Genomic DNA, 23,395 nt, shown 5'->3' on the forward strand with positions numbered 1-23,395 from the left:
TGCAACAGAACCGATAACACTTCAATGATTCACACAAACTCAGAATTCCGATCAGGTTTAATCCGATGAAAAAACTAGAAGGAAAAGTCGCTCTTGTCACTGGCGGTACTAGCGGTATTGGTCTTGCCACCGCCAAGCACTTTGTCGCCGAAGGTGCCTATGTCTTCATCACGGGTCGCCGTCAGGCTGAACTGGATGCTGGCGTAGACGCGACCGGCAAAAATGTCACGGGCGTTCAAAGTGATGTTTCCAACCTAGCAGACCTCGATCGCCTGTTTGCCACGATTCAGCAAAAGCAAGGACATCTCGATGTACTCTTCGCCAATGCTGGCGGTGGAGAACTCGCCCCACTCGGATCGATCACTGAAGAACACTTTGACCGAAAATAATGGGATTCAAGCCTCCCCCCTTCCAGGGGGACTTTGTTTATGATATGTTTTTGATGTAGGTTTTTCCACGTCAAATGATTGTCTTAGAGTTCAAGGCTAAGGGAAAAACAACTCAATACGCTGCTATAGATGAGGCGATTAGAACCGCTCAATTCGTCCGCAACAAAGTTATCCGTCACTGGATGGATAATCGAGGTGTAGGACAAAAAGAGCTGTATCGCTACAACACTAAGCTCAGAGCTGAGTTTCAATTCGTGAAAGCCTTGAACTCTCATGCTTGTCAGGTTGCAGTTGAAAGAGCCTATAGCGCTATTGCTCGGTTCTACAGCAATTGTAAGAAGGCTATTCCAGGGAAGAAAGGCTATCCAACGTTTAAGAAAAATTGTCGATCACTCGAGTACAAAACTTCAGGATGGTCGCTTTCTGCCACCCGAAAACAAATCACTTTCACGGATAAGAAAGGGATTGGCAAGCTTAAACTCAAAGGGACGTGGGATTTAAACTACTACCAGTTAGAACAGATAAAACGAGTTAGGTTAGTGCGTCGTGCCGATGGGTACTATGTTCAGTTCTTGGTAAGTGCCGAGAACAAAGTAGACATTAACCCAACAGGTAAAACTATTGGATTAGATGTTGGACTCAAAGAGTTCTACACCGATAGCAATGGACACACTGAAGCTAATCCTAGGTTTTATCGAACAGGCGAGAAGCGGCTGAGGTTTAGACAACGCCGTGTTTCTCGCAAGAAAAAAGGCTCAGCCAACCGTAAAAAAGCCATTAATCGACTAGGACGAGTACACCTCAGAATAAGTAGGCAACGTGAAGAACACGCCAAAAGACTGGCGCGTTGCGTAATCCAATCTAACGATTTGGTAGCCTATGAAGATTTGAGGATTAGAAACTTAGTTAAAAATCATTGTCTTGCCAAATCTATTAATGATGCAGGTTGGTATCAATTCAGGAAGTGGCTAGAGTATTTCGGGGTTAAGTTTGGCAAGATAACTATTGCGGTTAATCCTTCCTACACTTCGCAAAAATGCTCTAGTTGTGGCACTCTTGTCAAAAAGTCCCTATCGATGAGAACCCATATTTGTCAGTGTGGGTTCGTGTTAGATAGAGACTGGAACGCCGCTATCAACATCCTGAAATCAGCCTTGAGTACCACAGGGCATGTGGGAACTTGGGTCATCAACCCGAACGCTTTGGGAGATTCGACCTCTACTTTGATTGGAGAAATCCTGTTAAAGCAAGTTGGGTCTATGAACAAAGAATCTCCGCACTTATAGGACGGAGAGTGTCAAAAAACGTTCAACACAAATGTCAAAGGTCTACTTTTCACCGTGCAAAAAGCTCTGCCTCTAATGCCAGAGGGTGCTGCTATCATTCTGAACGCCTCGACTGCTTCTACTGTGGGTACCCCCGCCTTCAGTGTGTACAGCGCCACCAAAGCCGCCGTGCGATCGTTTGCCCGTAATTGGACCCTCGATCTCAAAGATCGCCACATCCGGGTTAACGCCATTAGTCCTGGCGTGGTTCCGACTCCTGGGTACGATCACTTGGGACTGAGTGATGAGCAGGTAAAGGAATTTATAGATAGCCAAGCGCTCACCATCCCGTTAGGACGAGTCGGCACACCTGATGAGATTGCCAAAGCCGTTGTCTTTCTTGCGTCAGACGACAGCAGCTTTGTCAACGGTATCGAGCTGTTTGTTGATGGTGGTATGGCACAGGTTTGAAGCGCCCTAAAAACGGTTGGTAATTTTCCCGGCGGGCTGTGTATCGTTCACTTTTCCCTTAGGAATGATTAGCTTCACCGAGGAGTGGGAAGGCGATCGCAGTACAGGTAAATGTTACCAAAAAAGCAGAGGTCGAACGTCTTTTTGCCAAGATGGAGCAGGCATTTGGCAAGCTCGATATCTTGGTGAATAATGCCGGAATTTATGAATATCTACCTCCGACTCAGCCTGGATCACTGGGGAAACGCGGCACATCGCGGGTGGTATTCGCTGATTTGTATCAGACTGCTTTTGAGGTAATTCGGTCAGAACGGACTTAATTCCAATCCAATCATGCTGAGACGATCAGCATTTTATTACTTCCAGACTATGAACAACCCCGAAAATCCTCGAATACCCCTGCCGCCTTTCGATAATGAATCCGCCATCCAAAAAGTCCGAATCGCAGAAGATGCTTGGAACACACGTAACCCAGAACGAGTAGCACTCGCTTACACGTCGGATAGCATTTGGCGCAACCGCTCAGAATTTCTATCTGGTCGTGAGGCGATCGTAGAGTTCTTGACCCGTAAGTGGCTTAAAGAATTGGACTACCGACTGATCAAAGAGCTTTGGGCTTTTCGAGACAACCGGATTGCTGTCCGGTTTGCTTACGAATGGCATGACGATTCCGGCAACTGGTTCCGTTCCTACGGCAATGAAAATTGGGAGTTCGACGAACGCGGATTCATGCGATGGGGTATTGCTAGCATCAACGACCTGCCAATTAAGGAGAGCGAACGCAAATACCATTGGATGCTTGGTCGTCGTCCCGATGATCATCCCGGATTGTCTGACTTCAATCTTTGAGAAGTCGGAGCATTGCATCAATGCAGCTAGAGGATAACCAAGCAAGTCTAGATCAGTCAAAGCACTTCTGACTCTGAGTTAAAAATTTTTGAATTAGCTGAAGGTGGAAGGACAGTCACCTTGAGAATCCAGAAAAGTTTAACCGACGAGTTTTGCAGTTCCTATCATAGTCATGGTTATACCCATCACCAAAACCATTGAGGAATCGACTGCTATGAATGCAACCAACGGCATCATCAGTCAGCCCAGCCAGTATGCAGTGCCTGAAACCATCGATCGCTTAGAAGCCATCCTTCAGGCAAAAGGTATCACTATTTTTGCCCGCATTGATCAACAGGCTGAAGCCGAAAAAGTTGGGCTAAGTCTACGTCCGACGCAGTTGTTACTGTTTGGCAACCCGAAAGCCGGAACGCCGCTGATGGTAGCAGAACCAACAACAGCCCTGGATTTACCTTTGAAAGTACTAGCATGGAAAGCGGCTGATGGCAAGATATGGTTGAGTTACAACGATCCTGATTACTTAAAACAGCGGTTCTCTCTCTCCGATGAGTTGGTCAAAAACATCGCAGTCATTGCACCTTTAATCAATCAAGCACTCCAATAAACAACTCATTTATTTTGTCGATACCCCATGTTGACTACCGTAATTGAATGCAATCCAAAACTTTGGAGCTAAAGATGAAACTTATCTCTGTCAATGTAGGACTTCCGCGTGAAGTGACCTGGAAAGGGAAAACCGTTAGCACTGGAATTTTCAAAGAGCCAGTTAGTAAACGGGTGATGGTGCGATCGCTTAATTTAGACGGAGATGGACAAGCCGATCTCACCGTTCATGGCGGAGTTGACAAAGCGGTATATGTCTATCCTTTTGAGCATTATGATTACTGGCGGGGTGAATTGCCTGACACAGAGTTGACACCAGGCATCTTTGGTGAAAATTTCACGACGACTGGACTCAAAGAAGAGGAAGTAAACATTGGCGATCGCTTCGAGATCGGCACGGTAAAACTGATGGTGACACAACCTCGTATGCCCTGCTACAAAATGGGGATTCGGTTTGGACGACCGGATATGGTTAAACGATTTCTTGCGAGTCGTCGAACCGGATTTTACTTCCGTGTTTTGCAAGAAGGCGAAGTCGGAGCCGGAGACACTCTAGAGTTGGTAAGCCGAGATGACAACAAAATCACGGTTGCCGATATCACTCAACTTTATGTGCGTGCAGAAGACAATCCAGAGTTACTTCGCCGTGCTGCTCAACTTGAAGCGTTACCCAAAAGTTGGCGCGACTATTTCCATCGGTAAAAGGATGTCTGGCAAACGCCACAATTTCACCACCGATAAACTTACAAAAAGTAAAGTCATGACCACATATCGCACGATCGCAATCGATGGTTTAGATATCTTCTATCGAGAAGCTGGCTCTCGCAGTAATCCAACTATTCTGCTGCTGCACGGCTTCCCGACCTCATCTCACATGTTCCGCAATCTGATGCCTGCGCTTGCCGATCGCTTCCATCTAGTTGCACTCGATTATCCTGGCTACGGCAACAGTTCGATGCCAACCGTGAATGAGTTTGATTATACATTTGATCACCTAGCTGAGATCGTGGAGAAATTCATTACCGCGATCGACCTCAAACGATATAGCCTTTACGTGATGGATTATGGTGCTCCCATTGGCTATCGGATTGCGGCTAAATATCCAGAGCGAGTGGAAGCCCTAATCGTCCAAAACGGGAATGCCTACGAGGAAGGACTGCGGGAATTTTGGGACTCAATCAAGGCATACTGGCAAGAGCGTTCTCCTGAGAATGTTGACAAGCTCAAATATCTTGTCACCTTAGAAGCAACGAAGTGGCAATATACCAACGGCGTTCGCAATCCTGAAGCGATCAGCCCTGACACCTGGAACATGGATCAACTATTCCTCGATCGCCCCGGAAATGGTGAGATTCAACTAGCGCTGCTGTATAGCGGGACTTAAACGAAAATAAAGAGTTAATAAAGGTATAATTTAGGCATGGCAGCCATTTGACATTAGAGTGTAAGACAGGAAAGAGACAACCCCCGCCGCCATGCCTCCTTGCTTCGATAGATGGTGCAAACGCTTTGATGATGTCTGGAGACATCAAGCGCAAAAAAGGGAGTTTAGGAACTATATTGGGGGATTATTAGGGGAAAGTGAAGGAAAAAACCTGTCTCAAATGGCGGATAACGCGGTGGGAGTGACTTACCACCGATTACATCATTTTTTAACGGAAGCCCCCTGGAATGCTCAACAGGTAAATGAGCGGCGTCTACTGGTGATGAATCAGTGTAGCCCAACCCGAATAAGTAGAGGATTCACGTTAATTGTAGATGACTCAGGACATAGGAAAAGTGGCAATTTCACGGCGGGAGTAGGACGACAGTACATTGGAGAAATCGGGAAGACAGACAACGGAATAGTAGTGGTAACAACTCATCTATATGATGGGAAAAAAAGCCTACCGTTAGATATAGAGTTATCTCAACACGCTAGTTCTTTAGCTGAAGGAAAAAAAGATATTGAATTCCAGAAAAAGCCGGAGTTAGGCTTAGCATTAATTGACCGCAGCATGAACAGAGGATATCGACCGGGTATCGTATTAATTGATGCTGGGTATGGAAATAACACAACGTTTTTGCTGGAACTGGAAAAAAGGAAACTCAAGTATATAGGAGGATTAGCCAAAAACCGTAAGGTGATAATTGAAATAGGGATAAGTCAACGAGAAGAGATTCGCCTAGATAAGTTAGCCGAATCCTTGTCGCCAAAAGATTTTACCCCTGTTCAAATCAATCTAGATAAACTGAAAACCGTTTGGGTGGCTCCTGTAGAAGTTGAACTCTCACAGCTTGAAGGAAAGAGAACAATTGCTATCGTCATGAATGCCTCAACCTTCGACCAAGCTAGTGATGTTGACTATTTTATTACCAATGTTGAATCAACAAAAGCCACAGCCGATTGGATAGTAACTACCTACTCTCAAAGAAATTGGGTAGAAGTTTTCTATCGGGAAGCCAAAGGCTGGTTGGGTTTATCTGAATATCAAGTCAGAGATTATAGAAGCCTGATAAGACATTTCATGCTTGTGTTTTGTGCCTATACATTTATTTTATGGCACACTTTAACCGGAGGATTAAGACGGCGTTGGGCATCGAAACCTTTAAACACCTTTACTGAAGCATTAGAGGCGTTTCGGACAGCGATGTCTTTCCGTTTTATGGAGTGGTTGAACCACAATCGGGACGTATTCTTTGCTCACAAAGCTGCTTTGGGCTTTGTTTGGGCTTGAAATCTGTCTAAGTCCCAATAGCTATGGTACGAATCCACCATTGTATCCACAGTGGCAAGAGTATTTCCGCAAATATCAACCCCCCACCCTGATTGTTTGGGGCAAGAACGACTACATCTTCCCTGCTGAAGGGGCTTATCCCTACCAACGCGACCTGAAAGACGTTGAGCTTCATCTACTCGATACTGGACACTTTGCCCTAGAAGAGGAAGGCGATGCGATCGCAGACCATATCCGTCGCTTTATGACAACTCACGTTGTGAAGGAGGACATCATGCTAGCCCCCAGTAGTACATAATCTCGCCTGGAAAGCGATGTCGATAGTAGGTAATTGTCATTCCACGATCATTGCTCATCAATTAACACTATCAAGCCAGTTAGCTTGGCAGTGCCACTTCAGCGGATTATCCACCATCTATCAATCCAAAGAGGACTTATGATTAGTCAAGCCAAGTCGCAAGCGGTGAAGGTTTTGGAAGTCGTAGAAGATCCGCGTCTTTCTAGGGAAGTGAAGGCATTTTTGAAATTACTGAATTCAGGTGGTGTGCCTTTAGAAACATTACCCCCACTTGAAGCACGTCAATTGCGAGTAGATGCACAGGCTTCCGTTAAAGTCGATCTTTCAGGCATTGACGAGTCTGAGAAGACGATTACCTCTGACGGGTATTCAATCAAGCTAAACATCGTGCGACCTGAAGGTGTCAAAGGTACATTGCCTGTTTTCATCTTCATTCATGGCGGCGGTTGGGTGCTGGGCGATTATCCCACGCACAAGCGCATGGTTCGCGATCTCGTTGTGCTTTCAGGTTTTGCGGCGGTCTTCGTCAACTATACTCGAACTCCGGATGCTCAGTATCCTCAAGCTATCAATGAGATCTATGCTGCTACTAAATGGGTAGCTGAGCATGGTGAAGAGATTAATGTTGATGGCAAAAATCTGGCAGTAGTCGGAAATAGTGTCGGCGGTAACATGACGGCCGTCACCACGTTGATGGCGAAAGCGAAAGGGAGTCCGCATATTAAGTTGCAAATCCTGATGTGGCCGATCGTAGACGCTGATTTTGAAACGGATTCTTATCAACAGTTTGGCGAGAAACGTTTCCTGACGACATCTTTGATGAAGTGGATGTATGACCTTTACACAACTGACTTAGAACAACGCAAAGAAATCTATGCTTCTCCTTTGCAGGCTACTATTGAGCAACTGAAAGGATTGCCTCCGGCGTTAATTCAAGTGGCAGAAAGCGATATTCTGCGTGATGAAGGTGAAGCTTATGGACGTAAGCTGGACGAAGCTGGGGTAACAGTGACAACCGTGCGTTACAACGGCATGATTCATGACTTCGGGCTGCTGAATGGTTTAGCCGAGGTTCCGGCAGTTCGTTCTCTTTTTGTCCAAGCAGCCGCTGAACTGAAGAAGTATCTGCAATAGAAAGCGATCATTTCTTTTACCGCCAGTTGCAATTAATCCTCGTTCTTGTCAGGTTTTGGCGGAGTCTACCAATTATCTCTCTTTTGTCACTTTGAGGTCTAAGCTTAATTTTTCGTGAGCTGAAATAACGCAAATTCGTCAAAATCACCCTAAGTGACAAAAGACAGACGCTGGAATGGCATTAGCGGGGGCTGGATTGTAGGAATTGCTTTTGCTATGAGCTGCTCCTCAAATTAGTCTTCAAACCCTAAAGCAGTTCATTTCAAGAGTGCATCATTGCGGGAGCGTAGGTATGTTAGCAGTTCGCATTAATCAGTTTGGTTCACCTTCAGTTCTACAACTTGAAGACCAATTGAAGCCACCGTTGGTAACTGGCGAAGTTTTGGTACAAGTTCAAGCCGCAGGCATCAATCCTAGCGATGTGAAAAACGTCTCTGGGAATATGCTGCACACTACCTTACCGCGAACGCCAGGAAGGGACTTTGCTGGGGTGGTGGTCGAAGGTGTAGATTCTCTGGTAGGTCAAGAAGTCTGGGGTACCGGCGGAGATATTGGCTTCACTCGCGATGGCACTCATGCCGAGTATATTGTTCTCCCTCAAACCGCAGTTTCCCTTAAGCCCAGTCATCTATCGATTGAGCAGGCAGGCTCGATTGGAGTCATCTACGTCACTGCCTGGCTATGCTTAAATGCTGCTCAGCTTGTTGCTGGTGAAACCGTGCTTGTGATTGGGGCAACAGGTGGGGTGGGCAGTGCTGCGATCCAAATTGCTAAGTGGCAAGGAGCGCAAGTTCTGGGAACGGTGCGCCGAGAAAGCGATCGCTCGTTGGCTCAGCAGTCTCACCCGGATGTCATTCTCAATTTGGCAGAAGCAGGATTAGAAGCGGCCGTTTTTGCCGCCACGGATGGCAAAGGCGCAAATGTCATTGTGGATACGGTTGGCGGCCCGATGGTTGAACCGTGTCTCAAGGTTCTCAGCCATCAAGGGCGGTTGACGGAAATTAGTGCTCCGGCAAAAGAGCGGCGCGTCAGCTTCGACTTAGTTGACTTTTATCACCGCGAGGCGCACCTGATTGGCGTGGATAGCCGATCCCTCGACGCCTCCGCGTGTGCTCAGATTTTAACCACCCTCACGCCTGGTTTCGAGACAAAGGCACTACATCCTATTAGTAAAATTCATCCCTATCCACTTCAAGCAGCCATTATGGCCTATGAGCAAGTACTCAACCACAGTTTTTCTGGGCGAGTATTGCTCACTCCGCAGTCCTAAATCAGTCAGGGTTTTAGGTGTCGTTGTCAAGGTCACCAGTAGAAAAGAAACCCTTCAGCATAGTAGCCCTCTTGCCTCTGTCTTCCAAGTCAGAATACTTGGTCAATCCGGCTTTAATTTTGAAGCAATTAGATGTGAACAATTTCAGTCTAATTAGTTTTACAACACTCTTGAAAACAATGAAAACACTACTGAAAAGAGCTGCGTTACTCCTTATTTTACCAACCAGTATTGTAGCTAATTTTTCCTTAAGAGCCTCTGCTGATTCTACTGCTGGCATCATCTTGAGTACAAATTGCCAGGGTGGCTACAAAATCAATATTTGGCAGAATTATACTTCCGGTGAACTGCTCTATCGTGCGACCAGTCCCAACGGTAATTTAAGTTTGGGCGGAGGAACTAGCCAAGCGACGGAAGGGGTTCGAGTGTATAAGTTTCAGAATGGAAATTATCAATATTGGGTGTGGGATGGCACGTTAGATGACCCACAGTCTGGAACTTTAGAGGTGTATAAAAACAACCGTATCTTGATGCGGCAAGCTTGTAAGAAGAGTTGAATCCTACAGAACAGAATGTTTGGGGCTTTCGCTCCGCCCAGCACACCATCCCCGACTCTGGTTACAGGGACAGTAGTCGCGGCGGGCAATACTGGCGGTAGTGCTGTGGAAAGTTGACTTTGAAGCCATTGTTTTCTCTCGGTTGAAACCCTACTAATGGGACTTAGACAGATTTCAAGCCCAAACAAAGCCCAAAGCAGCTTTGTGAGCAAAGAATACGTCCCGATTGTGGTTCAACCACTCCATAAAACGGAAAGACATCGCTGTCCGAAACGCCTCTAATGCTTCAGTAAAGGTGTTTAAAGGTTTCGATGCCCAACGCCGTCTTAATCCTCCGGTTAAAGTGTGCCATAAAATAAATGTATAGGCACAAAACACAAGCATGAAATGTCTTATCAGGCTTCTATAATCTCTGACTTGATATTCAGATAAACCCAACCAGCCTTTGGCTTCCCGATAGAAAACTTCTACCCAATTTCTTTGAGAGTAGGTAGTTACTATCCAATCGGCTGTGGCTTTTGTTGATTCAACATTGGTAATAAAATAGTCAACATCACTAGCTTGGTCGAAGGTTGAGGCATTCATGACGATAGCAATTGTTCTCTTTCCTTCAAGCTGTGAGAGTTCAACTTCTACAGGAGCCACCCAAACGGTTTTCAGTTTATCTAGATTGATTTGAACAGGGGTAAAATCTTTTGGCGACAAGGATTCGGCTAACTTATCTAGGCGAATCTCTTCTCGTTGACTTATCCCTATTTCAATTATCACCTTACGGTTTTTGGCTAATCCTCCTATATACTTGAGTTTCCTTTTTTCCAGTTCCAGCAAAAACGTTGTGTTATTTCCATACCCAGCATCAATTAATACGATACCCGGTCGATATCCTCTGTTCATGCTGCGGTCAATTAATGCTAAGCCTAACTCCGGCTTTTTCTGGAATTCAATATCTTTTTTTCCTTCAGCTAAAGAACTAGCGTGTTGAGATAACTCTATATCTAACGGTAGGCTTTTTTTCCCATCATATAGATGAGTTGTTACCACTACTATTCCGTTGTCTGTCTTCCCGATTTCTCCAATGTACTGTCGTCCTACTCCCGCCGTGAAATTGCCACTTTTCCTATGTCCTGAGTCATCTACAATTAACGTGAATCCTCTACTTATTCGGGTTGGGCTACACTGATTCATCACCAGTAGACGCCGCTCATTTACCTGTTGAGCATTCCAGGGGGCTTCCGTTAAAAAATGATGTAATCGGTGGTAAGTCACTCCCACCGCGTTATCCGCCATTTGAGACAGGTTTTTTCCTTCACTTTCCCCTAATAATCCCCCAATATAGTTCCTAAACTCCCTTTTTTGCGCTTGATGTCTCCAGACATCATCAAAGCGTTTGCACCATCTATCGAAGCAAGGAGGCATGGCGGCGGGGGTTGTCTCTTTCCTGTCTTACACTCTAATGTCAAATGGCTGCCATGCCTAAATTATACCTTTATTAACTCTTTATTTTCGTTTAAGTCCCGTTAGCAAATGTTAGCGAAAAAGTATCGGAGTTCAATTAGTCCGCAAGTTGTTTCATACTAGTGCCTTTGATGAGTTTCGAGGTAGAGAAGTCGCTCCTGGTGCTGACGTGACTAGCGATGAAGCACTCGTTGCCTATATCCGGGAAACATGCGGTACTGTGTTTCATCCGGTTGGCACCTGCAAAATGGGAACTGACCCGATGGCGGTGGTAGACGCCGAACTCCGGGTATATGGAGTTCAAGGGTTGCGTGTCGTCGATGCATCTATCATGCCAACTCTGATCACAGGACATACGAATGCGCCCACCATCATGATCGGCGAAAAAGCAGCCGATTTAATTAAAGCTGCAGGTGGCACTCTACAGCAAAAACAGAAAGCAATTGCCAACTAACTAGTTCGCGTGTTGATGCAGAGCGGCTTCTAAGATCGCCTGGATCTGGAATAGCGATCGCTTTGTTTTAGAAAAAAACCGAACGGACTCAATTAAGTAGATGGAACAATTAATTTGAAGATGCCTGTGGGTTAGGTTGGCGCAGCAAAACACCAGCATGAGTTAGCCAAGCCTAACCAATCCTACAACTAATTAGGCTCACTTACTCAATCGATGGCAAACAATAGAGAGCTTATCGGAGGTAGAGCAAAGCAAAGACTAACGGGACTTAAACGAAAATAAAGAGTTAATAAAGGTATAATTTAGGCATGGCAGCCATTTGACATTAGAGTGTAAGACAGGAAAGAGACAACCCCCGCCGCCATGCCTCCTTGCTTCGATAGATGGTGCAAACGCTTTGATGATGTCTGGAGACATCAAGCGCAAAAAAGGGAGTTTAGGAACTATATTGGGGGATTATTAGGGGAAAGTGAAGGAAAAAACCTGTCTCAAATGGCGGATAACGCGGTGGGAGTGACTTACCACCGATTACATCATTTTTTAACGGAAGCCCCCTGGAATGCTCAACAGGTAAATGAGCGGCGTCTACTGGTGATGAATCAGTGTAGCCCAACCCGAATAAGTAGAGGATTCACGTTAATTGTAGATGACTCAGGACATAGGAAAAGTGGCAATTTCACGGCGGGAGTAGGACGACAGTACATTGGAGAAATCGGGAAGACAGACAACGGAATAGTAGTGGTAACAACTCATCTATATGATGGGAAAAAAAGCCTACCGTTAGATATAGAGTTATCTCAACACGCTAGTTCTTTAGCTGAAGGAAAAAAAGATATTGAATTCCAGAAAAAGCCGGAGTTAGGCTTAGCATTAATTGACCGCAGCATGAACAGAGGATATCGACCGGGTATCGTATTAATTGATGCTGGGTATGGAAATAACACAACGTTTTTGCTGGAACTGGAAAAAAGGAAACTCAAGTATATAGGAGGATTAGCCAAAAACCGTAAGGTGATAATTGAAATAGGGATAAGTCAACGAGAAGAGATTCGCCTAGATAAGTTAGCCGAATCCTTGTCGCCAAAAGATTTTACCCCTGTTCAAATCAATCTAGATAAACTGAAAACCGTTTGGGTGGCTCCTGTAGAAGTTGAACTCTCACAGCTTGAAGGAAAGAGAACAATTGCTATCGTCATGAATGCCTCAACCTTCGACCAAGCTAGTGATGTTGACTATTTTATTACCAATGTTGAATCAACAAAAGCCACAGCCGATTGGATAGTAACTACCTACTCTCAAAGAAATTGGGTAGAAGTTTTCTATCGGGAAGCCAAAGGCTGGTTGGGTTTATCTGAATATCAAGTCAGAGATTATAGAAGCCTGATAAGACATTTCATGCTTGTGTTTTGTGCCTATACATTTATTTTATGGCACACTTTAACCGGAGGATTAAGACGGCGTTGGGCATCGAAACCTTTAAACACCTTTACTGAAGCATTAGAGGCGTTTCGGACAGCGATGTCTTTCCGTTTTATGGAGTGGTTGAACCACAATCGGGACGTATTCTTTGCTCACAAAGCTGCTTTGGGCTTTGTTTGGGCTTGAAATCTGTCTAAGTCCCATTAGTAGGGCAGGGCTTGCTTATTTATGAATTACCTGTTACATTAGTTAACATAAGTTAACAAACAAAGAAAAGAAATGCGTACTACCGTTAACCAAGAAGGTCTCTTAAATAACTATGCTCCCCAAGTCGCTGTCTACTGCGCAGAATATCCGTCTCAAGAGCAGCAGCAGCAGTACTTATTCCAGGCAGCAGTAGCATCACTTTTAGTCAGTTTCTTGGTACTCATTTCTTTGTCTGTAAGTTAATGGTTGTCATCAAAGTTTAGAGTTTAGGTCAAAGCGGAATATCTCAAGATTGGATTTCTCCTCCATTCTTAGGCTCTGGTGATAATTGTCAGTCACCAGAGCTTTACTTATAGGAAGATTTCCTGGCGTTGCTCCGGGGGGACTAAATTATCTAAAAGTTGTCCTTTTCGCCACGGCACTAAGTTGTTTTAACTACTAATCTACTGGTGTGGAAGCTAGTGAAAGCAAGCATTACGTGGAGACTAAACAGTGCAAATAACTAAACGCAACGTTGATTTGAGAGTAAATGACAGTTTAATGCGAGTTTATGTTGCAGCTCCCAAAGCAGCAGGAAATTACCCAGGTATTCTGTTTTACAGCGATATTTATCAGTTGGGTAGTCCAATGATTCGTCTGGCTAACTACTTAGCAGGATATGGCTACGTAGTGGCAGCCCCGGAAATTTTCCATCGAATTGAGCCGGTTGGTCTAGTTATTGAGCCCGATGATCTTGGTAGAATGCGGGGTAATGACGATGCTCGTCGCATCCCGGTGGCTGATTATGACGCTGATTGCCTAGCTGTGATTGAATTCCTTAAAAAAGAGAGTTCGGTTTCTCCGGGTAAGATAGCTACTCTGGGCTTTTGTATTGGTGGACACTTAGCTTTCCGGGCAGCTTTCCAAAGTGAGATTAAAGCAGCAGTCTGCTGTTACCCTACGGGCATTCCCAGTGGCAAGCTGGGTAAAGGGGTAGCTGATACCATCAAGCGGGTGAGTGAAATTAAAGGCGAGATGCTCATCGTGTTAGGTACTCTTGACCCTCATATACCGGAGAATGACCGCAACATCTTAATTGAAGCTCTGGCTCAGGCTAGTGTACCTCACCAAGTTTTCTTATACGAAGCAGAGCACACTTTCATGCGTGATGATGGTTACCGCTATGATGCTGCGGCTACAACCTCGGCTTGGTCTGAAATAGTACCTTTTTTAGAACATATATTTGCTGACTAAGGAAGGGATTTTCTGTCTGATATGGTAGAAGTCTCTAACAGGTGATTCAGACATAGCGGTTCTCGGTTGAGTTTTATACACCCTTGTCTCCCAGCAAAATCTCTGTATCTGATCAAGGGTGAGAACCGCTATATCTCAGGTTAATTCAACCTCATAGCTTATTCCTTGCACTGTTACATAGTCCCCTATCACTAACTTCCGTGCGCGTCGCATTTCAGTTTCACCATTGACTTTCACTTCGCCTCCTTGAATGATTAATTTAGCTTCACCGCCAGTTTGAGCAACACCAATCCATTTAAGAAATTGGTCGAGTTTAATAGTCTTGTGATCGTCGGTCATCAGGTAGTAGGACGTGACATCTACTTATTAATTCTCGCTTACTTAAGATTGCGCAGCTCTGCAAAAGTTTGAATAATGACGCCCATGAGGAATATTAATCGCATTCCGCCTATTGTATTGCCGATTCTCTCACCGCTAATTGCGATCGCATCTGCTTTGTTAGTGGCTGCTATCTTAATTCTGGTGGCGGGGAAAAACCCAATCGCCGCCTATACCGCCTTATTTTAAGGCTTGATCGTGCTATTTATTGCTATTAGTTTCGCCAGAGAAACTAATAGGCAATTGTGGTACAAACACGATTAGTCAATCACCAATGGTTAGTTCTCTCGGCTGACACATTTTAATGGTAAAACCGACGACTTTTGCTCCTTCTTGCTCCAAATCTTCAATATACCCCGGTAGACTCCTTTGAGCTTCTTTAACTCCAAAAAAAGGGCCAAAGTAATAGATGCAGCGGGGTTCTTCCGTGATGACCTCTATCCAATCTGCAAAGGATAAATCTTCTTCCATCTCTTTTAAGGAAGGCATGTTAATCCTTTTGTTTTTAATTAAGCGTCGATAATTATTGGCAGGATTCACTACTTTTTCCCAGCAGTGGTCAACAATCATTTTTTAAGTTGATCTGAGGTTAGTATAGGTAACTTATTGCCTCTCACTCTGAGCAATGATTTTTCCTATATTAACCTTTGTTTATATCTGCTTTCTTCCTGGCTGTAGGTATTTCCAGAAAGTACACTTTATCGATTTTTTCAGGCTAGTTTACTAAAACAGCAGCAAAAATTAGACAAGCTGGGGATTAATGAATCTCGGTAAGGCTACTTCAACAGAAGTTTCTTCCTGAGGCAAAGCTAATTCTGCTAACTTACGATGCTTGTTCAAAGCCTTGAAATAGGAAGGCATCGATTGATAACAGCTAGGGCAAAACCAGTAAACGCCTTGAGAACTTGCATGGCGTAGTAAACTATCAGAACAGCAAGGGCAATTGAGTAGTAGCATAAAATTGCTTTCCATGAACCTAGGACTTAAATCAATACTAAAAAAACTAGGAAAATTAGTAAAGACAATTAGTTAGCAGGGGAATTGACATTAAATCTCGAAGTGGTTGGGGTTGATTGATGCTGTTATTTTTGACCATGACATCATCTATACCTAAGTGAATCCACTTTTCTAGATTCAACTGTTGCTCTGAAGGGATGAAAGTGAATGTTCGGTTAATTGATATCTCTTCTGATTCTTCTATGGTTACGTAACTGTTCGGGATGTGGCTTAGAACATAAGCTATTAATTCCTGACGCAAGTCAGGATTGGCAAAGATGTGCTGGTGAGGATATTCTGGATAGCTTTGGAGAATATTTTCAATTTCTTCACTGACCAGCGGCAAGGTTAAGTTAACGAGCTTTTTGCACATACTTCTGTGGGACTCCAATTGAAAACTAATTTGTCTAATTGAAGCAATTCATCTGCCTAGAAACTTTTCGATATCTGGCTGATAAGCTTGACTATCAAATAGCTTATAAATCGCCAGCAATGGTTTTCACTCTTCTGTTTATCTCCGTACAGTATAGCGCACTTTTGACTATTACTCGACATTTTGATAGTTTTTATTGAGTCAATTGTCTTGTTTTTAGGTGATTATTGATTGCCTCCAATAAATTACTTAAATGTACAGGTTTTGTCAGGTAAGCATTTGCCCCTAGCTTCATAGCCAAAGACCGAGTTTCTTGATCTGATTTAGACGTTAGGAACATAAAAGGCAGGTGGGCTGTAGTTAAGTCATTGCGTAATTTATTCAGCACACCCAAGCCATTTAAATAAGGCAGGTTAATATCAGAAATTACTAAGTCAGGCTGTAATTGTTTGGCTAAAATTAAGCCATTTGAACCATCCGCAGCACTGATGACATTAAAATCTTCCATTTCTAGTAAACCGAAGAGCATTGAGCGAAATAGTTCATCGTCTTCAATTATCAAAATTGTCTTGGTCATTGCCGTAATTCTAGTGATTTTCTAGATTGCCCTAACCAGCAAGCTGATTAATTTCCTAATTGGCTAATAAAAATAAGGTAGTATTTTTTGTGGCAGCAAAGCTTTCTTTGGGCAAACTAATGAATTGTAGCCTTAGACTCCAATTCATTAGTTGCACGATATCCTTGCTTAACTGCCTTTAACTATCCCACCTTTAAATTAAAATATAAATGTGAGGATGTTGTGATTTAGAGACACATCACACAATAACTGGCTGCCAACCAGTCGAAAATAACTCTATTGATAGTGGATTGCCCTCCAATATATAACTAGTCCTGGGATATTTTTACATTTGAATATTCTCAAATAACTAACAACAAATAACCCTTAAGTAACTAATGACTAATGACAGCCTTAATTTTTTATCTGATTACTTAGTTACTAGTGTGCGTCTATCTGTGCCCCTGGCGTTTGCGGCTTTGGGTGGACTCTTTTCAGAACGCTCAGGGGTACTAAATATAGCTTTGGAGGGTATGTTATTCGTAGGCTCATTTGTCAGCTTTGCCGGAGTTTTCTGGTCGGGCAATGCCTGGGTGGGAATTTTCGCCGCCTTGGTTATCGCGGGATTGGTTGGTCTACTTCATGCTTATTTGTCTGTTACCTTGGGTGTTGACCAACTCGTATCTGGTTTAGCCATTAACCTGGCAACAGCAGGATTAACTGCTTTTGGGGCAAGGATAATTTTTGATCGAACTTCAGCGCTACAGATTGAGGGCATCTCACCCCTTGGCATTCCGGGACTCAAAGCAATTTCCCTCATTGGTCCAGTTTTGTTTAATCAAGATCCTCTTGTCTATTTTATGTTTCTTATAGTCCCTTTGAGTTACTACCTGCTGTTTCATAGGAGTTTGCGTTTAGCTATCAGGGCTGTTGGTGAATATCCCAAAGTGGCTGAGACGGCGGGGGTATCAGTTACTTTAGTGCGATACGCTAGTGTGATTTTCTGTAGCTCTCTTGCGGGTTTGGGTGGTACTTATCTTGTCCTAGTACATGTAAAATTTTTACGGAGGGCATGAGCGCCGGCAAGGGTTTTATTGCCTTGGCTGCCCTGATTTTTGGTCGGTGGCATCCCATTGGTACAGTTTTGGCTTGATTGCTGTTTGGGGCAACAGAGGCGTTGCAACCGCTTTTGCTGATGTTGCCTTATGCGATCGCACTTTTAGCTTTAGTAGGATTAGCCGGTAAATTTACGCGTCCTGCCGCACTGGGGGGTTTTTATGACCAAGAAATCCATGATAATAAATGTAGCAAACGGTTTTTTAAGCTGATTATTGATCATAATTAATTCATCTCAAACGTCCGCTAGTACTTGAAGAGTCTACACCGAAAAATATGTCAAAATCTGCAATAAAGTACACAACTAGAGATTTAAAAGAACTCGGCTTATTTGTTGAAGTTCCGGGACGCACAGATAGCGAAAGAACTAGAAAAAAGGCTTTAGAAGAGATTCAGCGTCGTATGGATGACCCTGAAGATACCAGCCTCAACTCAGAAAGTTTTGCCGATGGGTTGAGTGCTGAAGATTTACTTGTAGTTGAGCCGCCACCAACTGAAGCATCAGAAGATAATGAACCAGAGATTATTTATGCGGTAAAAGCGATCGCGACTTTAGCTAGTTTAAGAGTCACCTTAGAAGAAGCGAATCAGCAGGCAGTGCAGTTACGCCCTTTAATCGAAGCTCTATTTTCCCATGAACCACTAACAGCCGAACAAATGCAACAGGCAACTGACAAGAATTTCTCCAAGAGTTTAATTAAATTTGCTGAAGCCAAAGCTGCTCATGACAAATTTCTTCCCGTTGCTCAAGAGGCATGGGATGTTCTCGCGCCAGCACTACCCAATGCTGCCACAGAAGAGAATATACTGCCTGATGAGACTGAGAAGCCAGCCACTAGAAAGGCATCAAAAACCCCTAAAAATGAGTAAAATATCCCTGTTCTTTATCTAAACAACTAGGATAAAATATTCTTTTATATTAGCAAATAAGTCCTAGAAAAATCCTAGATTAATTAGAAAGATTGCCTATTTAATCTCTGTGTATTTGTGGTTAATTTTTCTGATAATCATTTAAAATCCCTATGAGGAAAACTTGTTAAGCTAGCTAAGCAAATTTTTCCCCGACTGCCGCTTTTCTCCAAGTACTTTTAGTAGATGTAGAGTCAATGAGTACCTCAACAACAACTCAGAAATTACAGGCAGAGTTAATCACGCCAGAAAACTTCCAGCATTATGGTCAAGTCATTTTTCCCAGTGAAGATGGCAAGGCTTACGATGCTGAGGATGCTCAATTGAATCTCAACAATGGTACTCCTCGGTTTTACATCATGCGCCTGCACAAAAGGGGGCGTAAGTTTCATAAAATCACGCGCCATGGGCAGTGTACTCAGTGTTTAGGTTCCCTCGGAGGCAAAGACTGGTTAATTGCCGTTGCTCCTCCTAATAATGCCTGTGAGCAACCAACTTTAGCAGACATTGTTGCTTTCCGCATACCAGGAAATTGCTTTATCAAGTTGGCAGTGGGAACTTGGCACGCCGGGCCATATTTTGAAGATGATTTAGTGGATTTCTACAACCTAGAACTAAGCGATACTAATGTGGTTGATCACTTCACTCACGACTTGCTCCATAGCCATCAACTAGAGTTGGAAATTATTGGCTAAAGAGTATAGATTAAAAGACCACCATTTTGATAGATGAAACGCTCTAAAGAGAATGCTAGCCTCGGAAGGATCAGAAATCTTAGAGTGAGCAGTTATGGAATTCGTCTCGGATCCGTCGGTTGCCGACAAAATCCGTAAAATGAAGCAAAGGGTGCGATGGCAAGAATCACCACTGATTGAGCGAGGAATTGATCAAACTCGGCTAGTTTTAAATGAGGAAATTTCAGACAATCCAGAGTTCTCCTTTTTTGTGATCGGTGATAGTGGTTTGTCCTCTCATCGACGGCACCATCCCCAAAGAAAATTAGCAGAAACTATGCTGCCCAACAGCAACAACTGCCGCTTTATTTTGCACACAGGGGATTTAGTTTATCAAGTTGGTTCAAGCGAATATTACCAACGTAACTTTATCAAGCCTTACCGAGAGTTTCTTGTTGGGGGGGAAGAGCATCACCGTATTGCCTATGATCAAATGGTGTTTAAGCTGCCCTTCCTCACCGTGCCCGGTAATCATGATTATTATGACCTGCCGTTTGTCTACGGACTATTGGCACAAATTACCTGGCCGCTGCGCCACCTAATCCGCTCGCAAATAGATCTTAACGTTGGTTGGCATGGTTCAGAGCAGGGCAAAGCTTATGCCAAGGCATTTCTGGACTACCTGAGCAGGTTCAAGATACCTGGGCAGTTAGAGCAGCACCTAGACAGTCATTATACTGCTAAGACAGATACAGGTCGTTGTCTGTCTTACGAACCGGGACGCTTTACTCGCTTACCTAATCGTTATTACACCTTCCGCAGTGGTGGCATTGACTTTTTTGCTCTAGACTCCAATACTTTTAACGAACCAGCACCAATTCCTGCAACGCCAGAGGGAGAAGCGTTTCGCCGACTTCTAGAACAGCGTCGGGAGCAACTAAATCAACAAAAAATGCACCTGATGGAAACCTCTGCTGGTCTCAACGCGAATAATCCGGAAGAAGCAGAACAGCTTGATGACCTTAATACTAAGTTAGAGCAAATCGAAGAAATTACGGTTGATATCGATAAGCAACTGGCCTCTGACGAACAAACTGTGATCGACTTTGAGCAACTAGATTGGCTGCGCCAAAGGCTAATTGACTCTTGGCATACTGAGGAAGTGCGGGGACGGGTAATTTATCTGCACCATCCTCCTTATGTAACCGAGGCGACGAAATGGAATCAGGCGCAAACTTTAGCCATTCGCCGTCGCCTCCGCCAGGTGTTTGATGCTGTCTCTGAGGAACTTGGTTCCCTTAGGGGAGAGCGTCCCATCGCCGATGTGGTGTTTTCTGGTCATGCTCACTGCATGGAATATTTATACACCGTTGACACCGGACATGCTGATTCCCATATGCATTGGATTGTCTGCGGTGGCAGTGGTCACAGCCTGCGCCGCCAAAAGTCTGAGGGACCGGAATTGATGGAGTCCTATGGATTTGCCCAAAATGGCCCTAGTCGTTTGGTAGCGAAATCTCAACTTTTTGTCGGTCGCAGTGGTCACGGGTCGAAGAAGCGAAGACCTTACTCGTTTTTGCGGGTTGATGTCGAGGGTGGTCAGCTTCCCAAGTTTCAAGTCCGCACTTTTATTGCTGAACGATATCAGCGAAAGTGGATTAATCGTGATATTGAACCGTTTATTATCTAGCTTTATGGAAAAAACACTTGATTTGGCGGTGTATGTTGCTCAAATGTCGCAGTTGCTAGATTTGTCACTGGAGCCAGAAAACTTACCTGGCGTGGTGGATAATCTGAGGAGGATGAGTGCGATCGCATCTTTGGTGATGGAGTTTCCTTTGCCGGAGGATGTTGAAGCTGCTCCTGTTTTTGAACCTTAAATATCGGTCAAGCAAGGGGAGATTAGGTGAATGGTGCTGGCTGTAGTGGAACATAGTTGTTTGTTATGAAAAACCCTGCTTGGGGGGCTTCCCTCCAAACCCCCCATTGGGGGACGAGTGCCTCCCCCAAACCCCCTGCACAAGGTTTGATCGGTTGAGATGAATGTTTTTGAATCAGTTTCGTTCTCGGTGCCGTTTGTATAAGGTTCATGACCAGAGGTGGATACAGATGTAGCAGTTCTCCTCTGTTGAGTACAATACGCTCTTGTCTTCTTTATCCCAGCCAGAATTTCTGTATTCTATTTATGCAAGCTGTCTTTTGAGGGTTGAGGGTTGAAGATTGATGCTGTGGGGATTGCTGCTGCTGTTCGAGAGGGTCGAGTAAGTGCTGCGGCGGTAGTTGGTAAGTGTCTGGAACAGGTTACTGACCGGAATCGGGCGTTTAATTGTTTTACTGATATTATTTATGATCAGGCGCTGGCAGAGGCAGAGCGTATTGATCAAGTAATTGCTCAAGGTGAAGATCCTGGTTGTTTGGCGGGTGTTCCTTTTGCAGTTAAGAATTTATTTGATATTGCTGGCTTGACTACCTTGGCGGGGTCAAAAATTAATGCTGAAAATGCTCCAGCTACGCGGGATGCTACTGCTGTTCAACGACTTAAGCAGGCTGGTGCTATTCTCGTTGGGGCGCTAAATATGGATGAGTACGCCTATGGCTTTGTTACGGAAAATAGCCATTATGGTGCTACCAAAAATCCTCACGATCTTACTCGCATTGCTGGTGGTTCTTCTGGTGGTTCAGCGGCGGCGGTGGCTTCTGGATTAGTCCCTCTGAGTTTGGGTTCTGATACTAATGGTTCGATCCGTGTTCCAGCTGCTTTATGTGGTGTCTTTGGCTTGAAGCCTACCTACGGGCGTTTATCTCGTTCAGGTGCTTTTTTGTTTTCTAGTAGTTTGGATCATATTGGCCATTTTGGTCGCTCTGTGCGGGATATTGCCCTCGCCTTTGATCTGCTTCAGGGAGCAGATGATGGTGATCCGGTCTGCACAAGCCGTCCCCCGGAATTCTGTTTACCTCAATTAAATCAAGGTGTTGAGGGTTTGCGGATTGCGGTTGCTGATGGTTATTTTGCCCAAGGAGTAGCACCGGAAGTCTGGGAAGCTGTGACTAAGGTGGCTCAGGCTTTAAATGTGACGAGTTCTGTTAGTATACCAGAAACCCAACGAGCTAGGGCAGCAGCGTATCTGATTACTGCCTCTGAGGGGGCAAATTTACACCTAGAAAATTTGCGATCGCGTCCCCAAGATTTTGACCCAGCAACACGCGATCGCTTTTTGGCCGGGGCTTTAATTCCTGCTAATTGGTACATTCAGGCGCAAAGGTTTCGGCAATGGTATCGCGATCGCTTTCAAGAAATCTTTGAGAAGGTAGATGTTATTCTTGCCCCAACTACCCCCTGCACTGCACCAAAACTAGGTCAGGAAAGAATGGTAATCGCCGGGGAACAGGTGTTAGTACGTCCCAATTTAGGATTGTTTACCCAACCTTTGTCATTTATTGGCTTGCCAGTTTTATCGGTGCCAATTCATAGTCTAAATGCTTTACCTATTGGGGTACAAATAGTTGCCGCCCCTTATCAAGAAAGGATGATTCTACGGGTTGCTGCTCTACTTGAAGCTCAGGGTATAGTTTCAGCTCCTGTTGCGTCAAGCAGTAATGACGGTAGTTAATCTTAAGTAACCTGATTTTAGGGGGAAAGAATTTCTAGGTAAAACTGGTAGTTGCTAAGAAAGCGCTTCTCTTCTATACCTAAATCCGATCTACTCTTCGCTTTCAAAGACAGGTAACGTACAATTGCCTCTGTGCGTAACTCGTCTGCCTTGAGAGTAGATCTTTCTATACGCGATCGAGTTGTCTTCACGGCCTAACTCCATCCAGCTAGTTTTCAGCGTTAAGTTGCAATGCATCAAAACTAACTAAAGTTTATCTTTTCTCAGGATCAATGCTACCTTAATTTAAAGGAACATTACATCTCTTATTGAATTGTTTTATAAGCAAAACTACATATATCTGCTTGTTTCAATAAGTGGAGATAAAGTTAATTATTAACCATAAAATCAACTAATCTAATTTGCAGGAAAATGTCAATTTCACCTCACCTCTAGCACCTCTCCCAAGCTTGGGAGAGGTT

General features: G+C 44.2%; 24 protein-coding genes and 7 pseudogenes. 24 read left to right on the plus strand and 7 right to left on the minus strand.

The window, feature by feature from the left end; genetic code table 11:
* Window positions 1-65: 65 nt before the first annotated feature.
* From ACT7WV_RS02605 to ACT7WV_RS02665, 13 genes and pseudogenes are all read left to right on the plus strand, one after another.
* Window positions 66-383 (plus strand): annotated as a pseudogene (locus ACT7WV_RS02605) (SDR family NAD(P)-dependent oxidoreductase); the annotation flags it as partial.
* Window positions 384-463: 80 nt separating this feature from the next.
* On the plus strand, window positions 464-1,675 hold the full coding sequence (locus tag ACT7WV_RS02610; RefSeq protein ID WP_445101400.1) for an RNA-guided endonuclease InsQ/TnpB family protein: 1,212 nt from the start codon (window positions 464-466) through the stop codon (window positions 1,673-1,675).
* Window positions 1,676-1,690: 15 nt separating this feature from the next.
* Window positions 1,691-2,125 (plus strand): annotated as a pseudogene (locus tag ACT7WV_RS02615) (SDR family oxidoreductase); the annotation flags it as partial.
* 86 nt (window positions 2,126-2,211) lie between these two features.
* Window positions 2,212-2,343: pseudogene (locus ACT7WV_RS25790) on the plus strand (SDR family NAD(P)-dependent oxidoreductase); the annotation flags it as partial.
* A 115-nt stretch (window positions 2,344-2,458) separates the two neighbouring features.
* Entirely contained in the window at window positions 2,459-2,974 is a 516-nt protein-coding gene (locus ACT7WV_RS02625; RefSeq protein ID WP_445101406.1) for a nuclear transport factor 2 family protein, read from the plus strand.
* A gap of 172 nt (window positions 2,975-3,146) precedes the next feature.
* Window positions 3,147-3,578, plus strand: a complete 432-nt coding sequence (locus ACT7WV_RS02630) for a DUF302 domain-containing protein (protein ID WP_445101407.1) — start codon at window positions 3,147-3,149, stop codon at window positions 3,576-3,578.
* Window positions 3,579-3,652: 74 nt separating this feature from the next.
* A complete protein-coding gene (locus ACT7WV_RS02635; RefSeq protein WP_445101408.1) occupies window positions 3,653-4,279 on the plus strand; it encodes an MOSC domain-containing protein in 627 nt (208 codons plus the stop codon).
* A gap of 58 nt (window positions 4,280-4,337) precedes the next feature.
* Window positions 4,338-4,952: pseudogene (locus ACT7WV_RS02640) on the plus strand (alpha/beta fold hydrolase); the annotation flags it as partial.
* Between the two features lie 100 nt (window positions 4,953-5,052).
* On the plus strand, window positions 5,053-6,294 hold the full coding sequence (locus tag ACT7WV_RS02645) for an IS701 family transposase (protein ID WP_445101212.1): 1,242 nt from the start codon (window positions 5,053-5,055) through the stop codon (window positions 6,292-6,294).
* 16 nt (window positions 6,295-6,310) lie between these two features.
* A pseudogene (locus ACT7WV_RS02650) lies at window positions 6,311-6,592 on the plus strand (alpha/beta fold hydrolase); the annotation flags it as partial.
* A 138-nt stretch (window positions 6,593-6,730) separates the two neighbouring features.
* Complete coding sequence (locus tag ACT7WV_RS02655; RefSeq protein ID WP_445101411.1) at window positions 6,731-7,726, plus strand: alpha/beta hydrolase; 996 nt, start codon at window positions 6,731-6,733, stop codon at window positions 7,724-7,726.
* 292 nt (window positions 7,727-8,018) lie between these two features.
* Complete coding sequence (locus ACT7WV_RS02660; RefSeq protein WP_445101412.1) at window positions 8,019-8,996, plus strand: quinone oxidoreductase family protein; 978 nt, start codon at window positions 8,019-8,021, stop codon at window positions 8,994-8,996.
* A 179-nt stretch (window positions 8,997-9,175) separates the two neighbouring features.
* Entirely contained in the window at window positions 9,176-9,553 is a 378-nt protein-coding gene (locus tag ACT7WV_RS02665) for a hypothetical protein (protein ID WP_445101413.1), read from the plus strand.
* A 174-nt stretch (window positions 9,554-9,727) separates the two neighbouring features.
* Here the strand turns inward: ACT7WV_RS02665 and ACT7WV_RS02670 are convergent, their stop codons facing one another.
* Complete coding sequence (locus tag ACT7WV_RS02670; protein ID WP_445101212.1) at window positions 9,728-10,969, minus strand: IS701 family transposase; 1,242 nt, start codon at window positions 10,967-10,969, stop codon at window positions 9,728-9,730.
* Between the two features lie 127 nt (window positions 10,970-11,096).
* Here ACT7WV_RS02670 and ACT7WV_RS02675 point away from each other — a divergent pair.
* The 4 genes and pseudogenes from ACT7WV_RS02675 to ACT7WV_RS02690 form a co-directional block, all read left to right on the plus strand.
* Window positions 11,097-11,462: pseudogene (locus ACT7WV_RS02675) on the plus strand (GMC oxidoreductase); the annotation flags it as partial.
* Window positions 11,463-11,825: 363 nt separating this feature from the next.
* On the plus strand, window positions 11,826-13,067 hold the full coding sequence (locus ACT7WV_RS02680) for an IS701 family transposase (RefSeq protein ID WP_445101212.1): 1,242 nt from the start codon (window positions 11,826-11,828) through the stop codon (window positions 13,065-13,067).
* Window positions 13,068-13,160: 93 nt separating this feature from the next.
* On the plus strand, window positions 13,161-13,331 hold the full coding sequence (gene psb34 / locus ACT7WV_RS02685) for a photosystem II assembly protein Psb34 (protein WP_445101414.1): 171 nt from the start codon (window positions 13,161-13,163) through the stop codon (window positions 13,329-13,331).
* Between the two features lie 249 nt (window positions 13,332-13,580).
* Window positions 13,581-14,321, plus strand: coding sequence for a dienelactone hydrolase family protein (locus ACT7WV_RS02690; RefSeq protein WP_445101415.1), 741 nt, complete (start codon window positions 13,581-13,583; stop codon window positions 14,319-14,321).
* A gap of 135 nt (window positions 14,322-14,456) precedes the next feature.
* On the opposite strand, the gene ACT7WV_RS02695 is transcribed toward ACT7WV_RS02690, so the two are convergent.
* Window positions 14,457-14,660, minus strand: a complete 204-nt coding sequence (locus ACT7WV_RS02695) for an RNA-binding S4 domain-containing protein (protein ID WP_445101416.1) — start codon at window positions 14,658-14,660, stop codon at window positions 14,457-14,459.
* Between the two features lie 75 nt (window positions 14,661-14,735).
* On the opposite strand from ACT7WV_RS02695, the gene ACT7WV_RS02700 reads away from it, so the two are divergent.
* Window positions 14,736-14,888 (plus strand): hypothetical protein, encoded by a 153-nt coding sequence (locus ACT7WV_RS02700; protein WP_445101417.1) that lies wholly within the window; start codon window positions 14,736-14,738, stop codon window positions 14,886-14,888.
* Between the two features lie 75 nt (window positions 14,889-14,963).
* On the opposite strand, the gene ACT7WV_RS02705 is transcribed toward ACT7WV_RS02700, so the two are convergent.
* From ACT7WV_RS02705 to ACT7WV_RS02720, 4 genes are all read right to left on the minus strand, one after another.
* Window positions 14,964-15,269: a DUF1816 domain-containing protein gene (locus ACT7WV_RS02705; protein ID WP_445101418.1), complete on the minus strand. Its 306-nt coding sequence runs from the start codon at window positions 15,267-15,269 to the stop codon at window positions 14,964-14,966.
* 171 nt (window positions 15,270-15,440) lie between these two features.
* Window positions 15,441-15,656 carry a hypothetical protein gene (locus ACT7WV_RS02710; RefSeq protein ID WP_445101419.1) on the minus strand — a complete coding sequence of 72 codons (216 nt, stop codon included), beginning with the start codon at window positions 15,654-15,656 and terminating at the stop codon, window positions 15,441-15,443.
* A gap of 55 nt (window positions 15,657-15,711) precedes the next feature.
* Window positions 15,712-16,068, minus strand: coding sequence for a late competence development ComFB family protein (locus ACT7WV_RS02715; RefSeq protein WP_445101420.1), 357 nt, complete (start codon window positions 16,066-16,068; stop codon window positions 15,712-15,714).
* Window positions 16,069-16,261: 193 nt separating this feature from the next.
* Window positions 16,262-16,645, minus strand: a complete 384-nt coding sequence (locus ACT7WV_RS02720; protein WP_445101421.1) for a response regulator transcription factor — start codon at window positions 16,643-16,645, stop codon at window positions 16,262-16,264.
* Window positions 16,646-17,022: 377 nt separating this feature from the next.
* On the opposite strand from ACT7WV_RS02720, the pseudogene ACT7WV_RS02725 reads away from it, so the two are divergent.
* From ACT7WV_RS02725 to ACT7WV_RS02755, 6 genes and pseudogenes are all read left to right on the plus strand, one after another.
* Window positions 17,023-17,969, plus strand: a pseudogene (locus ACT7WV_RS02725) (ABC transporter permease).
* A 47-nt stretch (window positions 17,970-18,016) separates the two neighbouring features.
* Complete coding sequence (locus ACT7WV_RS02735) at window positions 18,017-18,610, plus strand: hypothetical protein (protein WP_445101424.1); 594 nt, start codon at window positions 18,017-18,019, stop codon at window positions 18,608-18,610.
* A 236-nt stretch (window positions 18,611-18,846) separates the two neighbouring features.
* The gene (locus tag ACT7WV_RS02740; RefSeq protein WP_445101425.1) at window positions 18,847-19,344 is read left to right on the plus strand and encodes an ureidoglycolate lyase; all 498 of its coding nucleotides are present in this window, start codon (window positions 18,847-18,849) and stop codon (window positions 19,342-19,344) included.
* A gap of 94 nt (window positions 19,345-19,438) precedes the next feature.
* Complete coding sequence (locus ACT7WV_RS02745) at window positions 19,439-21,013, plus strand: metallophosphoesterase family protein (protein WP_445101426.1); 1,575 nt, start codon at window positions 19,439-19,441, stop codon at window positions 21,011-21,013.
* A 4-nt stretch (window positions 21,014-21,017) separates the two neighbouring features.
* A complete protein-coding gene (locus tag ACT7WV_RS02750) occupies window positions 21,018-21,203 on the plus strand; it encodes a DUF4089 domain-containing protein (protein ID WP_445101427.1) in 186 nt (61 codons plus the stop codon).
* A 333-nt stretch (window positions 21,204-21,536) separates the two neighbouring features.
* Window positions 21,537-22,934 carry an AtzE family amidohydrolase gene (locus ACT7WV_RS02755; protein WP_463424139.1) on the plus strand — a complete coding sequence of 466 codons (1,398 nt, stop codon included), beginning with the start codon at window positions 21,537-21,539 and terminating at the stop codon, window positions 22,932-22,934.
* A 17-nt stretch (window positions 22,935-22,951) separates the two neighbouring features.
* Here the strand turns inward: ACT7WV_RS02755 and ACT7WV_RS02760 are convergent, their stop codons facing one another.
* Entirely contained in the window at window positions 22,952-23,125 is a 174-nt protein-coding gene (locus ACT7WV_RS02760) for a hypothetical protein (protein WP_445101428.1), read from the minus strand.
* Window positions 23,126-23,395: the final 270 nt, after the last annotated feature.

The organism is Symploca atlantica LB2515, assembly GCF_052546295.1.